A 20811-nucleotide genomic window follows, 5' to 3' on the forward strand; every position below is an offset into this window, starting at 1 on the left:
GGTGTTTTAACGCCGAAATTATAGATAATTGTTGTGCGCGATATTCACGGCTAAAGCCGTTCCTACGTGGTTGTAGGAGGTGTTTTAACGCCGAAATATTTAGGTGATTATTATACCTGATGTTCACGGCTAAAGCCGTTCCTACGGGGTTGTAGGAGGTGTTTTAACGCCGAACATGTTTATCTTTTTCCCAGCTAAAGCGGTTCATACGAGGGTTTAACTTGATTCTTATACGTTTTTGTCTAGATTTAAAATAATAAATGGAGGGTTATGGATGACCGCACATTATCAAAATCTAAGAAAGCATAGGGTATCAATCCCATTTCATTATTACTCTGTTACCACTTCAACGCTTGATAGAAACTGTTATTTCTCTGACTTTAATAATGCACGAGTTTTAATTAACACCCTAAGGGCTATAGATGAAATTAAAGCTAAAACTATCTGTTTTGTGGTAATGCCTGATCACCTACACTGGTTATTTCAATTACAAGATAAAGTACCTTTAGCTCGATTGATTCAAGAGGTTAAAGGGAAGAGTTCATATCTCATAAACAAGGCAACATGCTCTAAACGAAAAATTTGGCAGCCAGGATATTATGATTCCTTAATAAGGAACGAAGAACATTTACTTGGAGTATCGAGGTACATCATCGCAAACCCATTGAGGGCTGGAATTGTTAAAAGTGTGCGTGATTACCCTTTTTGGGATTGTATCTATTTATAGGTAAATTCTTCACGGATAAAGCCGTTCCTACGAGGTTGTAGGTGGGTTTTTAGACCGTAATGGTAGATGATTGTTGTGCGTGATGTTCACGGCTAAAGCCGTTCTTACGGGGTTGTAGGAGGCGTTTTAACGCCGAAATATTTAGGTGATTATTGTACGTGATGTTCACGGCTAAAGCCGTTCCTACGGGGTTGTAGAAGGCGTTTTAACGCCGAAATATTTAGGTGATTATTGTACGCAATTTTCACGGCTACACCCGTTCCTACGGGGTTGTAGGAGGTGTTTTAACACCGAAATGTTTATTAAAAAGCCGCAAAATTTTCATTAAGCGGCTTTCTTTATACAAATCAAAGCATAATCGCATCTTTTAGATACTGGAATAACTCTTTGTATGCTTTGGCTGGCTTTTCTGCTTTCACTTCTTTTGCGGCGCTGCGCACTAATTGGCGCATTTTTTGCCGCTCAAGAGAAGGGTATTGATCGATTGTTGAATTGATCAGGTCGTCACCTTGTTTAATTAAATCATCGCGCAGGGTTTCGATTTTGTTCATCAAAACATCCGCTTGATTGTTTTTATTAAGCATGATGTCGATCATCGCTTGGATTTCATCAACGTTTTCTGTGGTACGTAATACTTTTGCGATGTAGTTTAAGTTACGACGGTAAGCATCGCTCTTATCACTTACTTTATCAGAAACAACAAGGGCTTCTTTTAAATCGTGATTAAGCGGTAAACGATCGCGCTGCTTTTTCGGCATTTTTGCAATTTCAGCACCCAGACCATGATATTGCATGGCTTCACGTTTTAATTCGCTTTTTGATACGTAAATAATTTCTTCTTCGATAAGTGGCTTTTTCTTCTTCGCCATAAGGATGCTCATTCAGTAAACTTAACTATTCGCTATTATACGCCATTTAGTTAATGATTAATATTAGCTGATGCAGGTCTCGCAGTGTGTTAGCATTCGTTACACTATAAAAAATATCAGAACCTAGGACACACAAGATGAAAGATCCTATTTATCAACACATTTCTGAAGTGAAAGACGCAGTAAGCGAAGTGCTTGAGCATGCAAAAAAATTGGGTGCTACTGCGGCTGAAGCGGCGATGTCGAGCACGTCAGGTTTGTCTGTCAGCACGCGCATGGGCGAAGTTGAAACAATAGAGTTTAACCAAGACGGTGGCTTAGGTATCAGTGTTTATGTGGGTAACAACAAAGGCTCTGCTTCAACAGCTGACTTAAACCCTAAAACATTACGTACAGTGGTCGAAAAAGCCATTGATATTGCAAAGTTCACCTCTGACGACCCATTCAATGGTATCGCCGATAAAGAGTTACTTGAATTTGCACCGCAAGATTTAGATTTATACCACCCGTGGGAAGTTAGCCCAGAGCAAGGTGTTGAGTTTTGTCATCAAGCAGAACAAGCTGCGTTAAATGCCGATGAGCGCATTGTAAATTCAGACGGTGCGAGTTTTTCTTCTCACCAAGGTTTACGTGTTTATGGTAACAGCCATGGCATGATTGCAGGTTACCCACGTACGCGTCATAGCATTAGTACGATGGTGATCGGTAAAGAAGGCGAGCAAATGCAGCGCGACTCGGCTTATACCATCGCGCGCCATAAAGATGATTTAAATGACGCTGCAAAAGTGGGCCTTGAAGCAGCAACCGAAACCTTGGCTAAACTTAACAGCCAAAAGCTAGGTACTATGAAAGTGCCTGTAATTTTTAGAGCTGATATTGCTAACTCATTGTTTGGCCATTTAGTGTCGGCGATTGGTGGCGGTGCGCTTTATCGTAAGTCGAGCTTCTTGCTTGATAGCTTAGGCACTAAAGTTTTTAGCGATTGTGTGAATATCTCTGAGCGCCCGCACTTATTAAAAGGTTTAGCGTCTTCACCGTTTGATGCTGAAGGTTTAAAAACCGTAGACCGTGAAATTATTCAAGGCGGTGAGCTGCAAACTTACCTATTAGCAAGCTATGCGGCACGTAAACTGTCAATGGCACCAACGGGTCATGCTGGTGGTATTCATAACTGGCTAGTTGAACAAACCCATGCCGATTTAAAAGCACTTTTAAAAACCATGGGCACAGGCTTATTAGTAACGGAACTTATGGGCCAAGGTGTGAACACGGTAACGGGTGATTACTCACGTGGCGCGGCGGGTTTTTGGGTTGAGAATGGCGAAATCCAATACCCAGTAAGTGAAATCACGATTGCTGGTAACTTAAAAGATATGTTTAAGGCCGTTGTGGGCTTAGGTGGCGACATCGAACGTCGTGGCGGTATTCAAACAGGCTCTGTATTGATTGAACAAATGCAGGTTGCTGGCAGTTAATTCATAAATAACGAATCATTTTTTAAAAGCCTCACTTTAGTGGGGCTTTTTTATTTGAAAAAACGCTTTACCTAAACTTAACTTGAGGTTTTATCTTGGTGGCAGTTTAAAAATAAAAAGGAAAACTACCATGTATTTAGAGCACGTAAACCTTGTTGTTAGTAATGTTGATGCCATGCTGCACTTTTATAAAGCAGCATTCCCGCACTGGCGTGTGCGTAGTCAAGGCGATAGCAAATGGTCGGGCAAACCGCGTAAATGGCTGCACTTTGGTGATGATTACCAATATCTTGCATTAAGTGATAACGGTGAAGATGAAAACCGTGATTTAGCAGGCCACCAAGTAGGCCTTGCTCATTTTGCTTATGTGACAAACGATATTAATGCTGTAGTTGAGCGTCTTGTTTCGGCTGGTTATGAAATTGATAAACACGGCCCAGAAAACCCTTATCGTAAAAATGTATATTTCATCGACCCCGCAGGTTTTGAAGTTGAGTTTGTAGAGTATTTTAGTGATATCCCGAGTGAGAGGAATAATGACTTGTGAAGGAGCTGTCAGCTTTCAGCCGTCAGTTTTGAGCCGAATTGTGTTGTTTGTAGGTCAGGTATTGATTGATGGAATGGCGTTGTATGTACGACGCGCCAAGCAAGCGTGACGCCTACGGTTGATGTAGGCGTGAAATTTATTTCGCGCGCACTATTGTTGGTCGTGCTTTAGCGCGTCATTGATGAAACGTATGCAATATCTTGTCGCCATAAATGACGACTTACATTGACATAATCGCACCTCACAACTTTACTGCACCTTATTCATTTCTTTCCAGCTGGCTTTTAGGCTGTTGGCAAAGCTGATGAACTTTTCTTTCATGGTGCGTTTAACTGAAATCTCAACTGAGCCTAGCCATACATTACCTTCAATGGTGATAGTTGGGCCTTGGCCTTTATTTAAGGCTACAGATTTATTCTCTACGCTGCCAATCACGCTAAATAATTTAGATACCACATTTACATGTTCTGGTACGTAGATTTCGTCGTTACCTAAAATACAGTTCACGTAAATGGTGACATGCTGATGTTGGAAAATTGCTTCGCTAAAGTCGAGTTCGATTGAACCTAGGCAGTTTGTTAGGTGAATTTCTTTTGGTACTACCCATTGGCCGCTGCGCTCATTTGAACCCAGAATACTACGAAGCTGCAGGCTTTCGTTGTCGCTGCTGTGGCTATAGTGAGGTTTAAATTGCGCATGCTTATGCGATTTATAGTCAATATCCGCTTTCAGATCTAAATCAGCAACTAGTTCAACCAGTACTTCGTTGCTAGTGGCTGCCATTGCCTGGTCTAGTCGGCGTTCAAATGCTTCGGCTGAAATAACAGCATGACTGTAGTTATAAATGAGTTGATCAATAACTTCTTCTCTTACTTGATCGATTGGGCGATCTTCAAGTTTAACGGCCATGGTAGTTCCCTGTTGTGATTTTAAAGGTGATTTTTTAGTTATTAATTACGAAGCAAGCCTTAGGCCAAAGTTTATTTTTATATAAATCAATGATTTGTGTTTTTTTGCTAATAAACAACTTCGTTAAATTAACCACAGATTAATAAAATCAGCAACTAAGTGGCCATTTTTGCAACATCGTGAACTTCTTACCGAGCAGCTTGTAAATCTTTACCTAAATGAATATAAATAGCTGCTGAATGGGTGTTTAACTTACTGAAAATAAACAAGTAAATAGTTGGCATTATAGTCGCATTAGTAAAAGTGTCTTTAATCAAAAGGAGAAAGATTATGAACACTTTTAACAAATCTATGATTGCCGCTTTAGTAATTGGTGCAACTAGCATGTCAGCTCAGGCAAGCAGCTGGGAAAATGAAAGTAAAGATGCTTGGATTGATGGTAAGGCAGAAACTGTGCTTCTTATGAACACAAACCTTAACAACTTTGACATCAACACTGATGTAACTAATGGCAAGGTTGTACTTACAGGTAAAGTTGATAGCGAATTAGATAAAGAGCTTGCTGAAGAGCTAGTTCTTAGCCTAGACGGTGTTAGCTCTGTTGATAACGAACTAACTGTTGTTAAAAACATGAAAGCTAAGCACATGAAATCAGACAAAGCTGATTCAGCAGAAAGCGACTTAACCGACGCAAAAATGAGTACTGTAATCACGACACGTTATTTATTTAACTCAGAAGTAGGTGGTACAGACATCGATGTTGATACTGACATGGGTGTGGTAACTCTAAAAGGTACTGTTGAGTCTGATGCAGAAAAGCAATTAGCAGTAAGCATTGCTGAAAACGCAGAAGATGTTCGCAAAGTAATCGATGAATTAACGATTGTTGCTGAATAATAGCAAGCCCTATATAGCCCAGCTTTGGCTGGGCTTATATTTTTCAAGGAGTGAGTCATGGATTTAATACGTATTATTTTATCGGTTTTAATTCCACCTCTCGGCGTATTTTTACAGGTAGGTTTAGGTGCGCAGTTCTGGATTAATATTCTTTTAACCTTATTAGGGTACATTCCAGGTTTGATTCATGCTGTGTATATCATCGCTAAGCGATAATCACCGCATTAATCTACAAGGATGGGTAATGGAGCACAGCAAGGATGGGCTGTAGGAGTAACGGACGATAAACCGCAAGGAGTTTACAGTATGGATAATGTAACTACGCACAAAGGACAACAAGGAAGTAACAAGGCGTTATGGAGTAGCGCACAATGGCAACGCTTTATGGATAAAGTGAATGGAGATGACAGCAAGGAATAAGCTTAGGCAGGAGCCAAACAGGATGAAGCTAGCGTAAGGAGGAGACTATATGGAACAAGTACAAACGCAACCAACACAAGGATTGACCAACAAAGGAGTTGCTTTATGGAACAAGCAACAGTGGCACGAATTTATGGAACACGCGAAAGCGGTTGCGCCACGACTAACAGGGAAGGCTGACGATAAAAACCCGATGTCATCTTCAGGTGACATCGGGTTTTTAACTACTTCAGCAATTTATCTTTATAACTTAAATTGATTCACCGTTTTATTTAAAGCGGCTGCTAATTCATTCAAATCACGTGCTTCATCCGCCAATTCATGGGCATGATCCGCAGTGCTATTCACTAAATGATTAATCGCTGCCAAGCTATTATTGATATCTTCTGCAACCACTGTTTGCTGCTCAGTCGAAGTCGCAATTTGATGACTTTGATCTTGCACATTTGTCACAGATTGGGCGATATCTTGTAGAGCTTGCAATACAATTTGTGTTTGCTCAACTGAGCCTTCAGCACGCTCTTGACCTTGTTGCATCATAGTCGATGCTTGTTGGGCAATTTGCTGTAAACGGCTGATCATGTTGCGAATATCATCAGTAGATTCTTGGGTTCTGCTTGCCAGTGAACGAACTTCATCAGCAACAACTGCGAAGCCTCGACCTTGCTCGCCAGCACGGGCTGCTTCTATCGCCGCGTTTAGTGCGAGTAAGTTGGTTTGCTCTGCTATTGAGTTGATAACATCAACCACCGCGCCGATATTGCCACTTTCTTGCTCAAGACCCGCAACCACTTTAGACGCTTCACCGATGTGACTCGCCAGAGCGGTCATCACTGATTGAGCTTGAGTTGAACGTTTCGTACCGTCAACGGTAATGGTTTGCACTTCTTCAGCTGCATTATTAGTGTGCTGAGCATTGCGCGAGATTTCCATCACAGTAGACGCCATTTCGGTTACCGCCGCACTTACACTATCAACTTGTTGCTTTTCTTGCTGAATTTCATCGTTGGTTTTTTGCGATACAATTTTCAATTGGCTTGCAGCTTGGCTAAGTTGCTCGGCCTGCGCAGCAGTATTAAGCATCATTGCACGAAGTTTATCGATGAAGGTATTCATGTGATGAGCAAGTTGGCCCACTTCATCATTACTCTTGATTTCGATTTTTTGTGTTAAATCGCCATCACCTGATGCGATATCACGCATAATGTAAGTTAGCTTAGTCAGCGGCTTGGTGATCATTTGCGTGGCCCAGAAGATCATCGCAATGATAATCGCAAGAATGATGATCACAGAGGTTGTGGTTGTCATCACCGCATCATTTACTGGCTCATCAATCATACTTGTTGGAATTAAAATACCCACGTACCAATCAAGGTAAGGGGTTTCTAGCTCAAGGCGGTTGTATACAACGTAATATTGCTCACCTTTGAAAGTAACAAAGCTGCTGCCATCTTTTTGGCTTTTCATCGCGCGGTTTAATTCGCTAAAGCCTGATGTGTCGCTAAATTGTTTTTCGAGGGCATCTAGGCCTTCTTTGCCATTCGGACCTTCGTCAGTCACAGATAGCTTGTGGCCAGTGCGCTTAGATAAGTGCACAACCTTTTGATTGCCATCAAGTAAGAAACCAAAGCCTTGGCCATTAAAGCGAATTTCTTCAACCATGTCGTTGATGTTGTTTAGCTGTAAATCGACACCACCAAAGCCTATTAGTTTGTTTTGCTTATAAACAGGCTGTTGCACAACTGCAGAGGCATTACCTGTGGTTAAATCTACAGAAATAGGACCAACATAAAGCTTGTTGATCTTTAAAGCATCTTGCCACCAACCACGTTTGTAAGCGTAGTAAGGTTGGCCATTATAATGAGTGGTTCGCTCGTTTTCTTTAAAGTACTCACCTGTTGTTGCAGATGCAAAGAAGGCAGATAAGATGTTGTCATCGTTGCCACTGATACGCACAAAATCTTGATTAACGCTGTCGTATCCAGGTTGGTTATCAAGGCTTTGATCACGTTCAGTCCAATTGTCGAACCAATTCACTAAATGCGGATTTGTAATGAAGGTTTGAACCACTTTACCGTATTTGGCAAAGTAACCTTGCATTGAAAGTCGCTCACTCTGTAAATAGCTGTCGGCTTCGCGTTGAATAGCTTGGCGCGATAGATCAGCAATATGGCTAACAAAAAAACTAGACGCGATGATCAGTAGTACACTTATCGTCCCGCCGATGAGTAGTAATATTTTTTTACGTAAAGAGAGGTTATTTAACATAGGTGCACGTGTTTTTATTATCGGGTAGAGTTATCTATCTAATCATATTTGCACCCAAATCGCTACACCGTTAAGCGAACGTTAATAATAAATTCTAAGAGGTAGTTAGATAAATGAGTTCTGAAAATAATAAACTAGTCGTTTTAGGTGCAGGTTGGCTTGGTAGTGCGCTTTGTGTTGAGGCAAAAAAATTAGCATGGCAAGTGCAGGGTACACACCGTAGTAGCGAGCACGAACATGACTTTCAGCGCCAGGTTGCGTTTGAAGGTACAGTGCTTAAACACGATGTTTCACTTGAAGATGCATGGTGGGTGTGTGCAATTCCGCCGCGTAGTCGCAGCTCAGAAAGTAATTATTTAGCTACTTTGCAAGCAGGGCTTGAGCTTGCCAAGCAACTAAATTGTAAAGGCTTTATTTTATGTTCTTCGACGGGTGTTTACCCAACTGACAATGGTCATTACGACGAAAGCACAACAATTAATTGCCAATCAGCGCGCCAGCAACTGCTATTTGATGCTGAGCAGTTAGTGCTCAATGCCGGTGGTAAAGTATTGCGTTTAGCGGGCCTTGTTGGTCCTGGGCGCGACCCGGGTAAGTTTGTTGCAGGTAAAGAGCTGTCTAGCTCAAGTCAGCAAGTGGTAAACATGGTACAGCAGCAAGATGTGATAGCGGCGATTTTTTCTGTAATTGAAAACTGGTCAAGCGCGAGCAGCATTTATAATGTGGTTAATCCTGCGCATCCTACAAAAGCAGATTACTACCAACAAAAATGCGCTGAGCAGGGTAATCAGCCTCCAACATTTACTAGCCATGATAAAGGCGAGCGTATCATTGATGGCTCGGCGATTGAGTCACTTAATTTTCGTTATCAAGCGCCTATTTAGCTACTTTTTAAAAGTAAGATGGCCGCCTAGTCGGTATTTACTACCCGGTGAGACTAAGCGCGCAAAGCTTACAATACCTTGCGATGACCAGGTTCGGCGGATCACTTGTAAGCATGGCTCTTCGTTGTACAGGTTGAGCCATTCACACATTTCTTGATTGGGCATAATTGCTTCGACCGTGTGGCGAGCCTCAGTGAGCGGAGCGTTTTTCGATAAGTATTCGTGGGGTGTTAGGCTGTGAAAATCTTGTTGTAAGTAGTCTTTAGCAAGAGCGGGGTTCACAAAACGCTCCTCAACTTGCAGAGGTTGCTCGTTTTCATTGTGCACAATCACACTTCGATAAACATGGCTGTCGACCTCGACACCCAAAGCTATCGCGATGGGGGCAATAGCGCTGATTGACTCCATCACTAAAATCGTACAACTGTAATTGCTGTTGCGCGCTTTAACTTCATCGGCAATGTTTTTGATTTCTAGTAACGATGATTGTGATTTGAAGCTGGCAACAAAAGTACCTTGCCCTTGGCTGCGGGTTAAAATACCGGCATCGGTTAACTCACTGAGCGCGCGCCTAGCTGTCATACGGCTAACTTGAAATTGACTGGTGAGTTCGTTTTCTGAAGGGACACGGTCGTTCTCTTGCCATTCTCCCGATTGTATATTTTCCAGAATGAATTCTTTTATTTGCGCAAACTTAGGGACGCTCATTATGAAAAGTTTATTTATAAGTTAACAGTGTGTTACAAGGTGACATAATTTCCTTGTATATACAAGATGAGTTGATAAACTTTAAGCAAATTTAAATTTAGGCTCATACTGAGCCTTTAGCAAGCATCAAGATAGGTGAAAAATGCACACAACCAACAATGATCAAGCGCTCTGGGATTTACTGATCACAGATGCCAATATCGCCACAATGGATCCTGCTGTTGATGCACCGTACGGCGCCATTGAAAATGCAGCGATTGCCGTTAAAGATGGCAAAATTGCCTGGTTAGGTGCACAAACCGATTTACCTAAATTTGACGCGTTAGCAACGCCAACTGTATCTGCAAAAGGGCAGTGGTTAACACCTGGGTTGATTGATTGTCACACTCACTTAGTGTTTGCCGGTAGTCGCGCAGAAGAATTTGAGCAGCGTTTGCAAGGTGTTAGCTACGAACAAATCGCTGCAAATGGTGGTGGCATTGCAAGCACCGTACGTGCAACCCGCGAAGCCGACCACGAAACACTGTTTGTTAGTGCTAAAGAGCGCTTAAATGCGTTATACGCAGAAGGCGTGACGACTGTCGAGGTCAAATCAGGCTATGGTCTTGATTGCGAAAATGAAATTAAACTACTCGAAGTAGCTCGTTTACTCGGTGAGAACCACCCGGTTGATGTTAAAACCACGTTTTTAGGTGCTCATGCATTACCGCCTGAATATAAAGGCCGTAGTGATGAGTACATTGATTTGGTTTGCGGTGAGATGCTTGACCGTGTTGTTGAAGCTGATTTAGCTGATGCCGTTGATGCTTTTTGTGAAAACGTTGGCTTTAGCAACGAGCAAACTCGCCGTGTGTTTGAAGCGGCTAAAAAGCACAACTTACCAGTTAAGTTGCATGCCGAGCAGTTATCTAATCAACATGGCGCAGAGCTTGTTGCCGAATTTAATGGCTTATCGGCAGATCATATTGAACACTTAGATGAAGCTGGCATTCAAGCTATGGCCAAAGCGGGCACTGCAGCGGTATTGTTACCAGGTGCATTTTACTTTTTACGCGAAACAAAGTATCCGCCAATTGAACTACTGCAGCAGTACCAAGTTCCGATCGCCATTTCAACTGACTTTAACCCTGGAACTTCACCATTATGTTCATTGCACTTAATGATGAATATGGCGTGCACTATTTTCCGTATGACACCAGAGCAAGCATTAGCTGGTGTAACACGAAACGCCGCGGGTGCGTTAGGTCTTGACGATCGTGGTGTGTTAAAAGTGGGGGCTCGTGCTGATATTGCTCATTGGCAAATATCCCACCCAGCACAATTAAGTTACCAATTCGGCGTAAATAAACTGTTAAATCTGTGGATTTTGGGTAGACTTAGTTAGATAAGTTTTATTACGCAGTTTGGATTACATGTCATTGATTTTTAGTTTAGCGAGTAGTAGCACGCAACTCGTAAATTTAACAAGTGATGTAGTGCCAGTGTTTTTAGCTGGTAGCGTTTTTATGGCAATGATCTGTGCCCTATGCGTAACCCAAAACCCTATTTTAAGACTAAGCCTAGTCGTTAATGGCGTACTAGGTTTAGCTATTTTAAGCTTAGGATTACCTTGGCTGGTGATCTTACTTGCTTTAGCTTTATGTTTTCATTTATGGCAAGCATTTCGCACCACTAATTGGCTTGCCATAATATTGAGTGTCTCTGCCGCAATTTCGTTCGCGGTTTTATACTCTGCCCACCTATTACTCGACACAGCCTTATATTGGCTTGTTTTCTCGGTAGTTATTTTATCTGTTTCAGGCTTTTTTAATTACGAAGAGCCCGAAGAAGATGAGCAGGTTGAAGTAGAACCGCTCCATAACGATGATTTAGATGCCGCTCCACTGACAGGTTTACCTGATCGTAATGCACTCAGAAATAGCTTTGTTGCATGGACCCAAGAGCACTCAGCAAATTGTGCACTAGTGATGATCCGCCTTGAAGGCTTTAACGATGTTAACCAGCATATTGGTCGTGACTTTGGTGATTTATTATTAGCGCAATCGGCCACACGTATTAAACAGCAACTCAGTGTTGATGCTGTGCTGAGTATGGTAAGTAACACCGCAAATACTGAAAAATTAGCGCATTTAGGGGGCTTAAACTTTGCGTTTATTTGCTCACTCGAAGAGCAAAAACATCTTCATGAGCAGCTGATCAGCCAAATCAGGCAAGTAACATTAAAGCCATTCAATGTTGCTAACTGTACGATTGAAGTTAAAGTGCGCGCCAGTTATGTGAATTGTGACGAACCAGAATACAGCTTCGAGAACTTAATTTCATTTGCCAACCTTGCCCTTGATTCAAACCCAGAGCGAGAAATTGTGCCTTACCACCCGCAAATGATGATCGAGCAATTAGAGCAACAAGCACGCCTACGTGAATTAGCACACCTCGATTTTGCCAGCGAACTTGAGCTTTATTTTCAGCCAGTTATTCGTAATAGCGACGAGCAGATTGAGTTTTTAGAATTACTGCTACGTTGGCAGCATCCAAAACAAGGCATTCTTTCGGCTAACAAATTTATTGATGATATTCGTGTCGCTGGCCTAAGTTACCCTGTGGCAGCGTATGTTATTGAACGTGCTGCTGAGCTTGCTATGGCACTGCGTATGGAAGGCATTGAACTACCACTTAGTATTAACGTGTTTGGTCCAGAAATGCTGCACGAAGAGTTCATTGAATTTGTTGACCGCATTATGAATGAACACCGCTTAGAGCCGGGCGATTTAATCATTGAATGCCCGCTCGATCTATTTATGAGCCTAGACGACCAAGGTAAAGCCATGGTCGCAAGGCTAAATAGCATTGGTATTAAGCTGTGTATTGATGGCTTTGGCGACACGCCTATTTGGCTTGCTAAGCTGCCAAATCTTAATGTTGAGTATATTAAAGTAGCAGCATCGTTGACCGCTGATTTTGCCCATCAAAGCCAAGTTCGTAGCCTAGTCTCTGGCATGGTGGATATGCATAATCAAAATAATGCCAAGGTGATTTGTGAAGGGGTAGAAACCCTAGAGCAACTTAAATTTGTTAAGTCGTTGAACACCTACGCCGCCCAGGGTTATTACTTTAATTACCCGCTTAGCAGCGTAGGCATGATGTCGTGGTTAAAACAGTGGCGGTTAGAGCATCAGGGGTAAGTTAGCAAGTTACTAGGGGAAAGAGTAAAGTTAGAGCTTTCAGCTTTCAGGTTGAAAGTTAGCGAGTTCCTTGACTTAGATACTAGGTATTTTAGAGTTTCTAACTTTCTAACTTTCTAACTTTCTAACTTTCTAACTTGCCTCTCTCGCCTGCAAATACGCATTCACAAGAGCAGTGATTATTTGGCCAGCGTCGTTCATGCCTGCTTCTAAACCAACCGGGTGTTGCGACGGGGCGCCTTCGCATAAGTGAAGGTAGCGAGCAGTTGTTTGGCTAGCCGCTAAATGCACAAAATGTTCTGCATCACTTACACTAAAGCCACAGTTGGTGTAAGCACTAACCGGCATTAGTGAGATGCTGTCTAGGTCGACTTCGACTCCAAGCGGTGCATTATCAAACTGCGCTAATGCGTGTTGACACGCTGAAGATAAATCGACTTTACGACGTACTTGAATATCTTGGTAACTATCAAACGTGAAGTCTGCGTTTGTCAGGGCATCCATAATCGCTTGGTTATTTTTAAATTCGTGTAAACCCATCACATGGTAGTCAGCAAGGTGGTTTTCACTGTACGCATATCTAAAACCATTACCGCTATGACGGCCTTCACACTCTCTGAAGTCAGCATGAGGGTCTAAGTTGATGGCGTTGACTGGTTTGCCATGTTGCTTACTAAGGGCGCGTAAAATACCTAAGCAGTTGTTATGGCCGCCACCAATTACAATTGGCTCAAGGCCAGCTGCAAAAATCATCGCAAGCACTTGCTCAACGCGGGTGTCTATATCAGCGCACAATTCACGTAGTTTGGTTAAGTCAGCGTCGTTTTTATTATCAAGGTCAGCAGCTTGTTGGTTTAAGTCATCAAGGGCAACTTCGCCGAGTAGCAACACACGCTCGTGATTTAAAAACTGGTTATGCGTTTGGTTTAAAAAGCGCTTTAAAAATGCTTGCCACGCTTGCCCTGAGCCACCGTTACCTAAGTTAGCGCGAGGGCCAATATCTTCACATACGCCAACTAAAACATAGCGAATACCGAATTGTTTTGCATCGATGAGTGCTTGTGGGGCGTTAACTTGAGTGTCGAGAAGGGCAAGGGCTTGCCAAGCTTTTAGTTCGTTAGCGCGGCGGACACATAAGTGCTTTACCGCCGCTTCATCATAAATTTTAAGGTAGTTTGTCACCGAGATTAGTCTTCTATTATTTCTAACTCTAATTCTTCAGCAGATAATATAATACCGGTGCTATCAGCGTAAACAAAGTCGTCATCAAAGAAAGATACGCCTGCGAAGTTAACGCCAATGCCGTCTTCACCTGCGCCTTCACTATCGGCAGCAACAGGAATAGACGCAATTGCTTGAATGCCTAAGTCTAGTTCTTCAAGCTCATCAACATGGCGAATGGCACCGTAAACAATAATGCCTTGCCAGTTGTTTTCTAATGCGATTTCAGCCAGCTCTATATCAATCAGGGCGCGTCGGGTTGAACCACCACCATCAATCAATAACACGCTGTCGGTGCCATCGGTTGATAAAATTTCGCGGATCAGCTCGTTATTTTCAAAGCATTTAACGGTTTTTACTCGACCACTAAAGCTTGGGCGTCCACCAAAATTGATAAACATTGGTTCGAGCACATCAACCACATCTGCAAAGTGGTCGCATAAATCAGAAGTGCTGTAATCCATTTTTTCATCCTCTAAAGAGACTGTCTGTTTAGTACTCAGTATACCCTGATACAACTCAATAACAACGACTTAATAGCGGATTATTGGTTTAAATCAAAGGAATTTCGCCATCGCAACATTAGTGTCTCAAAAGCGTCACCTAATTGTTATTTTTAGCGCCTAAGCTGAGATGAGTATAAAAATTAGACGCAAAGTATGACAAGGAGCTCACCATGGCAAACAACATACTTACTAAATTGGCTAAAGTGGATGAACAGCTGTTTTTAAGTGTATTCAACGACGCTTCGCCAATTTGGCTTAGAAGATCAGCGCTCGGGTTTTCGAAAAGCGGCGATGGCGGACTTTACGTGGTGTTGTTTCTTGGTTTTTGGTGGTTCACCGAGCAGCTGCACTTTCAACAACTGGCGATGAGTATATTGGTGGGCTTTGCCATTGAGCGACCTATTTACTTTTTAGCTAAAAAGCGTATCGCGCGGGTTAGACCCTGCGACTGCTTAGTGCAAGGCGCGTATTTGGTGCCGAGCGACCAATTTAGCTTACCGTCGGGGCATAGTGCTGGGGCATTTGTGGTGGCGACGATTTTGACTATCTATTTTCCTGAATTGGCTGTGCTGTGGCTGATGTGGGCATCAGGGGTGGCGGCATCTAGAGTGATTATTGGTGTGCATTACCCTGCTGATGTGGTGATTGGCGCAGTGATGGGGTCAAGTTGTGCAGTATTAGCTGTAATGTTGGTGGGATCTATATGAGAATTTTGTACGGTATTCAAGGTACGGGTAATGGCCATATTACTCGAGCACGAGTAATGGCAACGACCTTTAAAGCATTAGGAGTCGATGTTGACTATGTGTTTTCGGGTCGTAAAGAGCAAGACTACTTTGATATGGACGATTTTGCTGATTACCGAGCTTTTCGAGGCTTGTCGTTTACCAGTAAATCGGGGCAAGTTGATAGCTTTAAAACGTTGAAAAATGCGCGCCCATTGCAGCTTATAAAAGATATAAAAAATCTTGATTTACGTCACTATGACTTGGTGTTTAATGACTTTGAGCCGATTACAGCATGGGCTGCTAAACAGCAAGGTATCCCTGTTATTGGTATGAGCCATCAAGCGGCGTTTTTATCTGATAAAGTGCCGATGTTTGGCCGCGCTTTCTTCCGCCGTGCGCTGATCCGTAACTATGCGCCAGCGAGTGTTTATTTAGGGGTGCATTGGCAGCCTTATGCAGAAAACATCATTCCGCCATTTATTGCAAATCATCACCATGATAACCCGGTGATGGTCGAAAATAAGGTGTTGGTGTATCTACCTTTTGAGAATTTAGACAGTGTGGTCGACTATCTTAAAGACTTTCCTGAGCGTGAGTTTTACTGTTATCACCCAGATGCCCAAGATTGCTCTATCGGTAATATTCATCTAAGAGCGCCTTCACGCGTTGGCTTTTTAAATGATCTCGCTAATGCTGGTGGTGTAATTGGCAACGCCGGATTTGAACTTGCAAGTGAAGCGTTGCAATTAGGTAAAAAGCTTTTGTTAAAACCACTTGGTAAACAATTTGAGCAGGGGATTAATGCACAGACGCTATTGTCGATGGGAGCAGCCCATGTGATGAGCTATTTAAACCCCAATGCGATGGATGATTGGTTGCAATCGCCACAGAACAAAAAACTGAATTTTCCGAGCGATCCAGCACCTTTGGTTGATTGGTTGCAAAAAAAACAATGGGAAAAGCTGGATAAATTGCATAAACATCTATGGCAACAGGTTGATTTAGAACAAAAACTGATTGTTTAAAAGTACCTTATATTGGAAAATGCGCGGCAAGTTTAACCACTTTTTATTAGCTGCTTTAAATAGTTTAGCTATACTTTAAATGCATGTTTCTATAAGGCACTTTGAATGAATGTATTACAAAACTTAACTATTAAGCGTCGTTTACAGTTAAACGCGCTCGTTGTTGGTCTTGCAATGATTGTGATGCTGTGTGTAATTATCTTTGAGTCGCGCATGATGCTAAAGCTCAACGAAACAATTCAAAATGCGGAGGAGCTCGACATTCATGAACTTGCGATGCGTAAACATGAAAAAAACTTTTTGTTTTACAAAAATGTCGATAGCCTTGAGCTTTTTGAAAAAGAGTATTCGCAGCTAAAAAATAAAATGGCGCGACTGGACGAGTTAGTGAAAGATTTGTCGATGGACTCATCTAAGCTAAATGAATTTAGACGCCTTGCGAAAACTTATTACGATGATTTCAATGAAGTTGTGGTACTACAAAAGAAAATTGGTTTACATCCTAAAGATGCACTTTATGGTGATTTACGTGGTGCGGTGCATCAAGTAGAAACATTATTAAGTGAACGCGAAAACTATAAACTACTGGCTTTAATGCTTCAGCTTCGCCGTGCAGAAAAAGACTTTATGCTGCGCTTTGATTTAAAGTATATGGGCAAGTTTGATGATTTAGTTGCTAGCTTTAGATCAGAGATTAAAAACGCTGGCTTTGATGCAAATTACGAAAACCAATTGCTTAGTTTGCTTGCGACTTATCAAAGTAAATTTAAAGCCTTAGTTGATGCACAAGTTGCTTTGGGCCTTGATTTAGAATCAGGGGCACTCGGTGAGATGAAACGCAGTGTTGAGCTTAGTGATGCTATCGTTAATCAGTTAACCACACAAACTAAAGAGTTTGTAGAATCGAGTGCTGCTAGTGCGCAGTTGATTGCCATTCTTGTGTTTATAATTGCGAGCATTTTAGTGATGCTATTAGTTTACTTTACTAGCCGCTCAATTATTCAGCCTATCGAACGTGTGTACCACACGATTAACGAGATTCGTCGCAATAACGACTTAAGCATGTCGATTACTCAATCAGGTAAAGATGAAATCACCACAATGACGGTTGATTTTAATAGCTTGATCAGTGATTTTAAAAAGCTGATTTACGAGGTAAATACAGCGCTAAGTACTCTTAACGTGGCAACAGAACATTTATCTGAAACGACTGCAGCAACTAGCTCAGGTATGCAAGAGCAGCTGCACGAAGCTGATATGGTTGCCACAGCTGCCACCGAAATGCAGGCGACGATTCAAGATATCTCACACAATACTGAAGCTGCAGCGAAAAAAGCTGAGTCGACTAACTTAAGTGCGCAGCAAGGCGGCTCTGAGGTTGAATCTACTGTGGTGCAAATTAACCACTTATCTGATTCACTTGGTAATGCGTCAAGCGTGGTGTCGCAGTTAGAAAAAGACGCTGAAACCATTGGCTCTGTACTTGATGTTATTCGTGGCATCGCTGAGCAAACAAACTTACTGGCACTCAATGCCGCCATTGAAGCGGCGCGTGCCGGTGAACAAGGCCGTGGCTTTGCGGTAGTAGCAGATGAAGTTCGCTCACTTGCGCAGCGTACCCAAGATTCAACGCAAGAGATCGAGAGTATCATTTCGACCTTACAAGGGCGTACGCAAGAAGTGGTGAGTATTATGCAGCAATGTCGTACGCAAGGTGGCGAAAGTGCAGCACAGGCAAGTAAAGCCGGTGAGTTACTTCGCTCAATTACCGAAGATGTACAAACCATTATGGATATGAGTACTCACATAGCCACCGCAATTGATGAGCAAAGCCAAGTGGCTTCTGAGGTGAATAAAAACGTGGTACGTATTCGTGATATAGCTCAAGAGGCATCGGGCCACGCGGCGACTAATGCGCAAACCAGCGAAGAGGTGTCTGAGCAAGCACGTGTGCTCTACCAGGCAATCGATAAGTTTAAAGTTTAATGAGTACTTGATACTTTATATAAATAGAGCGCGGTGACGGTGTCGTCATCGCGCTTTTTTGTTGTTTGGGTGTGTATACCGCGACAAGGTATTAAGGCACAAACTTAATAGGCACGCTGTCTTTGCTAGCCTCGTGCTCAGAGACTCTCGTTTGGTATTGCTGCCAAAGCTCATCATGGTTAGCTTGCAGCTCACTTAAATAGTGCCAGCTGAATAAACCGCTATTATGATTATCGCTAAACACCAGTCTAATCGCATAATGACCAACCGGCTCAATCTTGTTAATTCCTACTTGTTGCTTACCAAGTACGAGTTTCATAGGTTCATTGCCATGACCTTGTACTTCAGCAGAAGGTGAGTGAACACGCAAAAATTCAGCACTAAATTGAGCAATAGTCTGATCATCAAAATGAACATCTAATACTTTGCTAACGCTGTGATAATGCACTTTAGTGACTTCTTTCATGTGAGCCTCGAATCTACGATTTATAAACTAAAAAGCCTCCAACTGGAGGCTTTAGATTATAACGCTAATTTGTTGATTAAAGAATGAAGCGACTTAAGTCTTCATCTTCAACAAGTGCACCTAAATGCTGCTCAACGTAATTGGCATCAATTGTTAGTGTTGAACCTGCTTTTTCTGAAGCATCAAATGAAATTTCTTCCATTAGTTTTTCCATCACTGTGTGCAAGCGACGGGCACCGATGTTTTCGGTTTTCTCATTTACTTGCCAAGCCGCTTTCGCGATACGTTCAATGGCATCATCAGTAAACTCAACGTCAACTTGCTCTGTTTTTAACAGCTCACGTTGTTGCTCAGTTAATGAAGCATGAGGCTCAGTTAAGATACGTTTAAAGTCATCAGCACTTAGTGCTTCAAGCTCAACGCGAATTGGTAAACGGCCTTGCAGCTCAGGGATCATGTCTGATGGTTTAGACATTTGGAATGCGCCAGATGCGATAAATAACATGTGGTCAGTTTTAACCATGCCATGTTTAGTGCTTACTGTTGAACCTTCGATTAATGGTAGTAAGTCGCGCTGTACACCTTCACGGCTAACATCTGGGCCAGACGCTTCACCACGTTTACAGATTTTATCGATCTCATCGATAAACACGATACCGTTTTGCTCTACTGCGAAGATAGCTTGCTCTTTTAACTCTTCAGGGTTAACAAGTTTTGCTGCTTCTTCTTCAACTAATAGCTTAAATGCTTCTTTGATTTTTAGCTTACGCTTGCTGCGCTTATCGCCACCCATGTTTTGGAACATGCTCTGAAGCTGGTTGGTCATTTCTTCCATACCAGGAGGAGCCATGATCTCAACATTTGGCTGAGCTTGTGCAACATCGATATCAATTTCTTTATCGTCTAACTGACCTTCTCGTAATTTTTTACGGAAAGATTGACGAGTAGAAGAGTTCTCTTCTGTTTTTGACTCACCAAAGGTATCGCGTGCTGGTGGTAAAAGAGCATCTAAAATACGCTCTTCTGCCGCTTCTTCAGCGCGATGTTTGAATTTTTTGGTTTGCTGTTCACGCGTCATTTTAATTGAGATATCAACTAAATCGCGGATGATCGTTTCTACTTCTTTACCAACATAGCCCACTTCGGTGAACTTTGTTGCTTCAACTTTAATGAAAGGCGCATTAGCAAGTTTAGCTAGGCGGCGAGCAATTTCAGTTTTACCCACACCTGTTGGGCCAATCATTAAAATGTTTTTTGGTGTTACTTCACTACGTAAATCATCGCTCAGTTGCATACGGCGCCAGCGGTTACGTAGCGCGATTGAAACTGCTTTTTTAGCTTTAGCTTGGCCAATAATATGTTGATCAAGCTCGTGAACGATTTCTCTTGGCGTCATCTCAGACATGGCAGTTCCTATTACAATTCTTCAATAGTTTGGAAATTATTCGTGAATACGCAGATGTTGCCTGCAATAGTAAGGCTTTTCTCTACAATGTCACGTGCACTTAGGTCGGTGTTTTCTAGTAGCGCTGTGGCTGCTGATTGCGCGAAGTTACCACCACTGCCAATCGCAATTAGGTCGTTTTCTGGCTGCACAACATCACCGTTACCTGTGATAATTAATGAAGCAGTTTCGTCTGCAACTGCTAATAGTGCTTCGAGCTTTCTAAGTGCACGATCACTACGCCAATCTTTGGCCATTTCTACGGCAGCTTTGGTTAAGTTGCCCTGGTGCATTTCTAGTTTGCTTTCAAATCGTTCGAAAAGGGTGAAGGCATCAGCAGTACCGCCAGCGAAACCAGCGATTACTTTGCCATTATAAAGACGTCGAACTTTGCGGGCGTTGCCCTTCATTACGGTGTTACCAAGTGAAACTTGGCCGTCGCCACCAATAACGACCTTGTCGTCGCGGCGTACACTTACAATAGTGGTCATGATTATTCCTCATCATCGAGCGGCAAGGCCGCTCGTAAAAAGCGATTGATGAGGTGTT

At 42.4% G+C, this 20811-nt stretch carries 21 protein-coding genes; 12 read left to right on the top strand and 9 right to left on the bottom strand.

Going from position 1 to position 20811, the window contains the following annotated elements; all coding sequences use genetic code 11:
- Nucleotides 1-274: 274 nt before the first annotated feature.
- Nucleotides 275-727 (top strand): REP-associated tyrosine transposase, encoded by a 453-nt coding sequence (locus J8Z28_RS02350; protein ID WP_250659816.1) that lies wholly within the window; start codon nucleotides 275-277, stop codon nucleotides 725-727.
- 347 nt (nucleotides 728-1074) lie between these two features.
- Here J8Z28_RS02350 and yjgA read toward each other — a convergent pair whose 3' ends face one another.
- Nucleotides 1075-1596, bottom strand: a complete 522-nt coding sequence (gene yjgA / locus J8Z28_RS02355; RefSeq protein WP_054563425.1) for a ribosome biogenesis factor YjgA — start codon at nucleotides 1594-1596, stop codon at nucleotides 1075-1077.
- A 137-nt stretch (nucleotides 1597-1733) separates the two neighbouring features.
- On the opposite strand from yjgA, the gene pmbA reads away from it, so the two are divergent.
- Complete coding sequence (gene pmbA, locus J8Z28_RS02360) at nucleotides 1734-3071, top strand: metalloprotease PmbA (protein WP_055021365.1); 1338 nt, start codon at nucleotides 1734-1736, stop codon at nucleotides 3069-3071.
- Nucleotides 3072-3201: 130 nt separating this feature from the next.
- The gene (locus J8Z28_RS02365) at nucleotides 3202-3618 is read left to right on the top strand and encodes a VOC family protein (RefSeq protein WP_250659817.1); all 417 of its coding nucleotides are present in this window, start codon (nucleotides 3202-3204) and stop codon (nucleotides 3616-3618) included.
- A gap of 249 nt (nucleotides 3619-3867) precedes the next feature.
- Here the strand turns inward: J8Z28_RS02365 and J8Z28_RS02370 are convergent, their stop codons facing one another.
- A complete protein-coding gene (locus J8Z28_RS02370) occupies nucleotides 3868-4527 on the bottom strand; it encodes a LiaF domain-containing protein (protein WP_055197475.1) in 660 nt (219 codons plus the stop codon).
- Between the two features lie 330 nt (nucleotides 4528-4857).
- Here J8Z28_RS02370 and J8Z28_RS02375 point away from each other — a divergent pair, with 330 nt between their 5' ends.
- From J8Z28_RS02375 to J8Z28_RS02385, 3 genes are all read left to right on the top strand, one after another.
- Entirely contained in the window at nucleotides 4858-5424 is a 567-nt protein-coding gene (locus J8Z28_RS02375) for a BON domain-containing protein (RefSeq protein WP_250659818.1), read from the top strand.
- 57 nt (nucleotides 5425-5481) lie between these two features.
- Nucleotides 5482-5640, top strand: coding sequence for a YqaE/Pmp3 family membrane protein (locus J8Z28_RS02380; protein ID WP_064971745.1), 159 nt, complete (start codon nucleotides 5482-5484; stop codon nucleotides 5638-5640).
- A 253-nt stretch (nucleotides 5641-5893) separates the two neighbouring features.
- Nucleotides 5894-6103 carry a hypothetical protein gene (locus J8Z28_RS02385; protein ID WP_054563317.1) on the top strand — a complete coding sequence of 70 codons (210 nt, stop codon included), beginning with the start codon at nucleotides 5894-5896 and terminating at the stop codon, nucleotides 6101-6103.
- On the opposite strand, the gene J8Z28_RS02390 is transcribed toward J8Z28_RS02385, so the two are convergent.
- A complete protein-coding gene (locus J8Z28_RS02390; protein ID WP_175083213.1) occupies nucleotides 6088-8112 on the bottom strand; it encodes a methyl-accepting chemotaxis protein in 2025 nt (674 codons plus the stop codon). The genes J8Z28_RS02385 and J8Z28_RS02390 overlap by 16 nt on opposite strands.
- A 113-nt stretch (nucleotides 8113-8225) precedes the next feature.
- Between J8Z28_RS02390 and J8Z28_RS02395 the strand changes: the two genes are divergently transcribed.
- On the top strand, nucleotides 8226-8996 hold the full coding sequence (locus J8Z28_RS02395) for a Rossmann-fold NAD(P)-binding domain-containing protein (RefSeq protein WP_250659819.1): 771 nt from the start codon (nucleotides 8226-8228) through the stop codon (nucleotides 8994-8996).
- Here J8Z28_RS02395 and hutC read toward each other — a convergent pair whose 3' ends face one another.
- Nucleotides 8997-9704, bottom strand: a complete 708-nt coding sequence (gene hutC / locus J8Z28_RS02400) for a histidine utilization transcriptional repressor HutC (protein WP_175080976.1) — start codon at nucleotides 9702-9704, stop codon at nucleotides 8997-8999.
- Between the two features lie 142 nt (nucleotides 9705-9846).
- Between hutC and hutI the strand changes: the two genes are divergently transcribed.
- Together hutI and J8Z28_RS02410 are read left to right on the top strand one after the other, a co-directional pair.
- A complete protein-coding gene (gene hutI / locus J8Z28_RS02405; RefSeq protein WP_063530070.1) occupies nucleotides 9847-11088 on the top strand; it encodes an imidazolonepropionase in 1242 nt (413 codons plus the stop codon).
- A 121-nt stretch (nucleotides 11089-11209) separates the two neighbouring features.
- Entirely contained in the window at nucleotides 11210-12886 is a 1677-nt protein-coding gene (locus tag J8Z28_RS02410; RefSeq protein ID WP_250660368.1) for a GGDEF domain-containing phosphodiesterase, read from the top strand.
- 132 nt (nucleotides 12887-13018) lie between these two features.
- Here the strand turns inward: J8Z28_RS02410 and J8Z28_RS02415 are convergent, their stop codons facing one another.
- On the bottom strand, nucleotides 13019-14068 hold the full coding sequence (locus J8Z28_RS02415) for a formimidoylglutamase (protein WP_250659820.1): 1050 nt from the start codon (nucleotides 14066-14068) through the stop codon (nucleotides 13019-13021).
- 5 nt (nucleotides 14069-14073) lie between these two features.
- The gene (gene rraA, locus J8Z28_RS02420; RefSeq protein ID WP_054552822.1) at nucleotides 14074-14571 is read right to left on the bottom strand and encodes a ribonuclease E activity regulator RraA; all 498 of its coding nucleotides are present in this window, start codon (nucleotides 14569-14571) and stop codon (nucleotides 14074-14076) included.
- 212 nt (nucleotides 14572-14783) lie between these two features.
- Between rraA and J8Z28_RS02425 the strand changes: the two genes are divergently transcribed.
- From J8Z28_RS02425 to J8Z28_RS02435, 3 genes are all read left to right on the top strand, one after another.
- Entirely contained in the window at nucleotides 14784-15320 is a 537-nt protein-coding gene (locus J8Z28_RS02425) for a phosphatase PAP2 family protein (RefSeq protein ID WP_250659821.1), read from the top strand.
- Nucleotides 15317-16366, top strand: a complete 1050-nt coding sequence (locus tag J8Z28_RS02430; protein ID WP_130167264.1) for an MJ1255/VC2487 family glycosyltransferase — start codon at nucleotides 15317-15319, stop codon at nucleotides 16364-16366. Before J8Z28_RS02425 ends, J8Z28_RS02430 begins: the two co-directional genes overlap by 4 nt.
- 105 nt (nucleotides 16367-16471) lie before the next feature.
- Complete coding sequence (locus J8Z28_RS02435) at nucleotides 16472-18352, top strand: methyl-accepting chemotaxis protein (protein ID WP_250659822.1); 1881 nt, start codon at nucleotides 16472-16474, stop codon at nucleotides 18350-18352.
- A 91-nt stretch (nucleotides 18353-18443) separates the two neighbouring features.
- On the opposite strand, the gene J8Z28_RS02440 is transcribed toward J8Z28_RS02435, so the two are convergent.
- The 3 genes from J8Z28_RS02440 to hslV all read right to left on the bottom strand — a co-directional run bounded on the left by J8Z28_RS02440 (nucleotide 18444) and on the right by hslV (nucleotide 20753).
- Nucleotides 18444-18818: a gamma-butyrobetaine hydroxylase family protein gene (locus tag J8Z28_RS02440; RefSeq protein ID WP_235374154.1), complete on the bottom strand. Its 375-nt coding sequence runs from the start codon at nucleotides 18816-18818 to the stop codon at nucleotides 18444-18446.
- 76 nt (nucleotides 18819-18894) lie between these two features.
- Nucleotides 18895-20223 (bottom strand): ATP-dependent protease ATPase subunit HslU, encoded by a 1329-nt coding sequence (hslU, locus tag J8Z28_RS02445; protein ID WP_063530072.1) that lies wholly within the window; start codon nucleotides 20221-20223, stop codon nucleotides 18895-18897.
- 11 nt (nucleotides 20224-20234) lie between these two features.
- The gene (gene hslV / locus J8Z28_RS02450; protein WP_054552816.1) at nucleotides 20235-20753 is read right to left on the bottom strand and encodes an ATP-dependent protease subunit HslV; all 519 of its coding nucleotides are present in this window, start codon (nucleotides 20751-20753) and stop codon (nucleotides 20235-20237) included.
- Nucleotides 20754-20811 lie beyond the last annotated feature (58 nt).

Source organism: Pseudoalteromonas sp. SCSIO 43088, from assembly GCF_023650795.1.
GTDB classification, from domain to species: Bacteria; Pseudomonadota; Gammaproteobacteria; order Enterobacterales; family Alteromonadaceae; genus Pseudoalteromonas; species Pseudoalteromonas shioyasakiensis.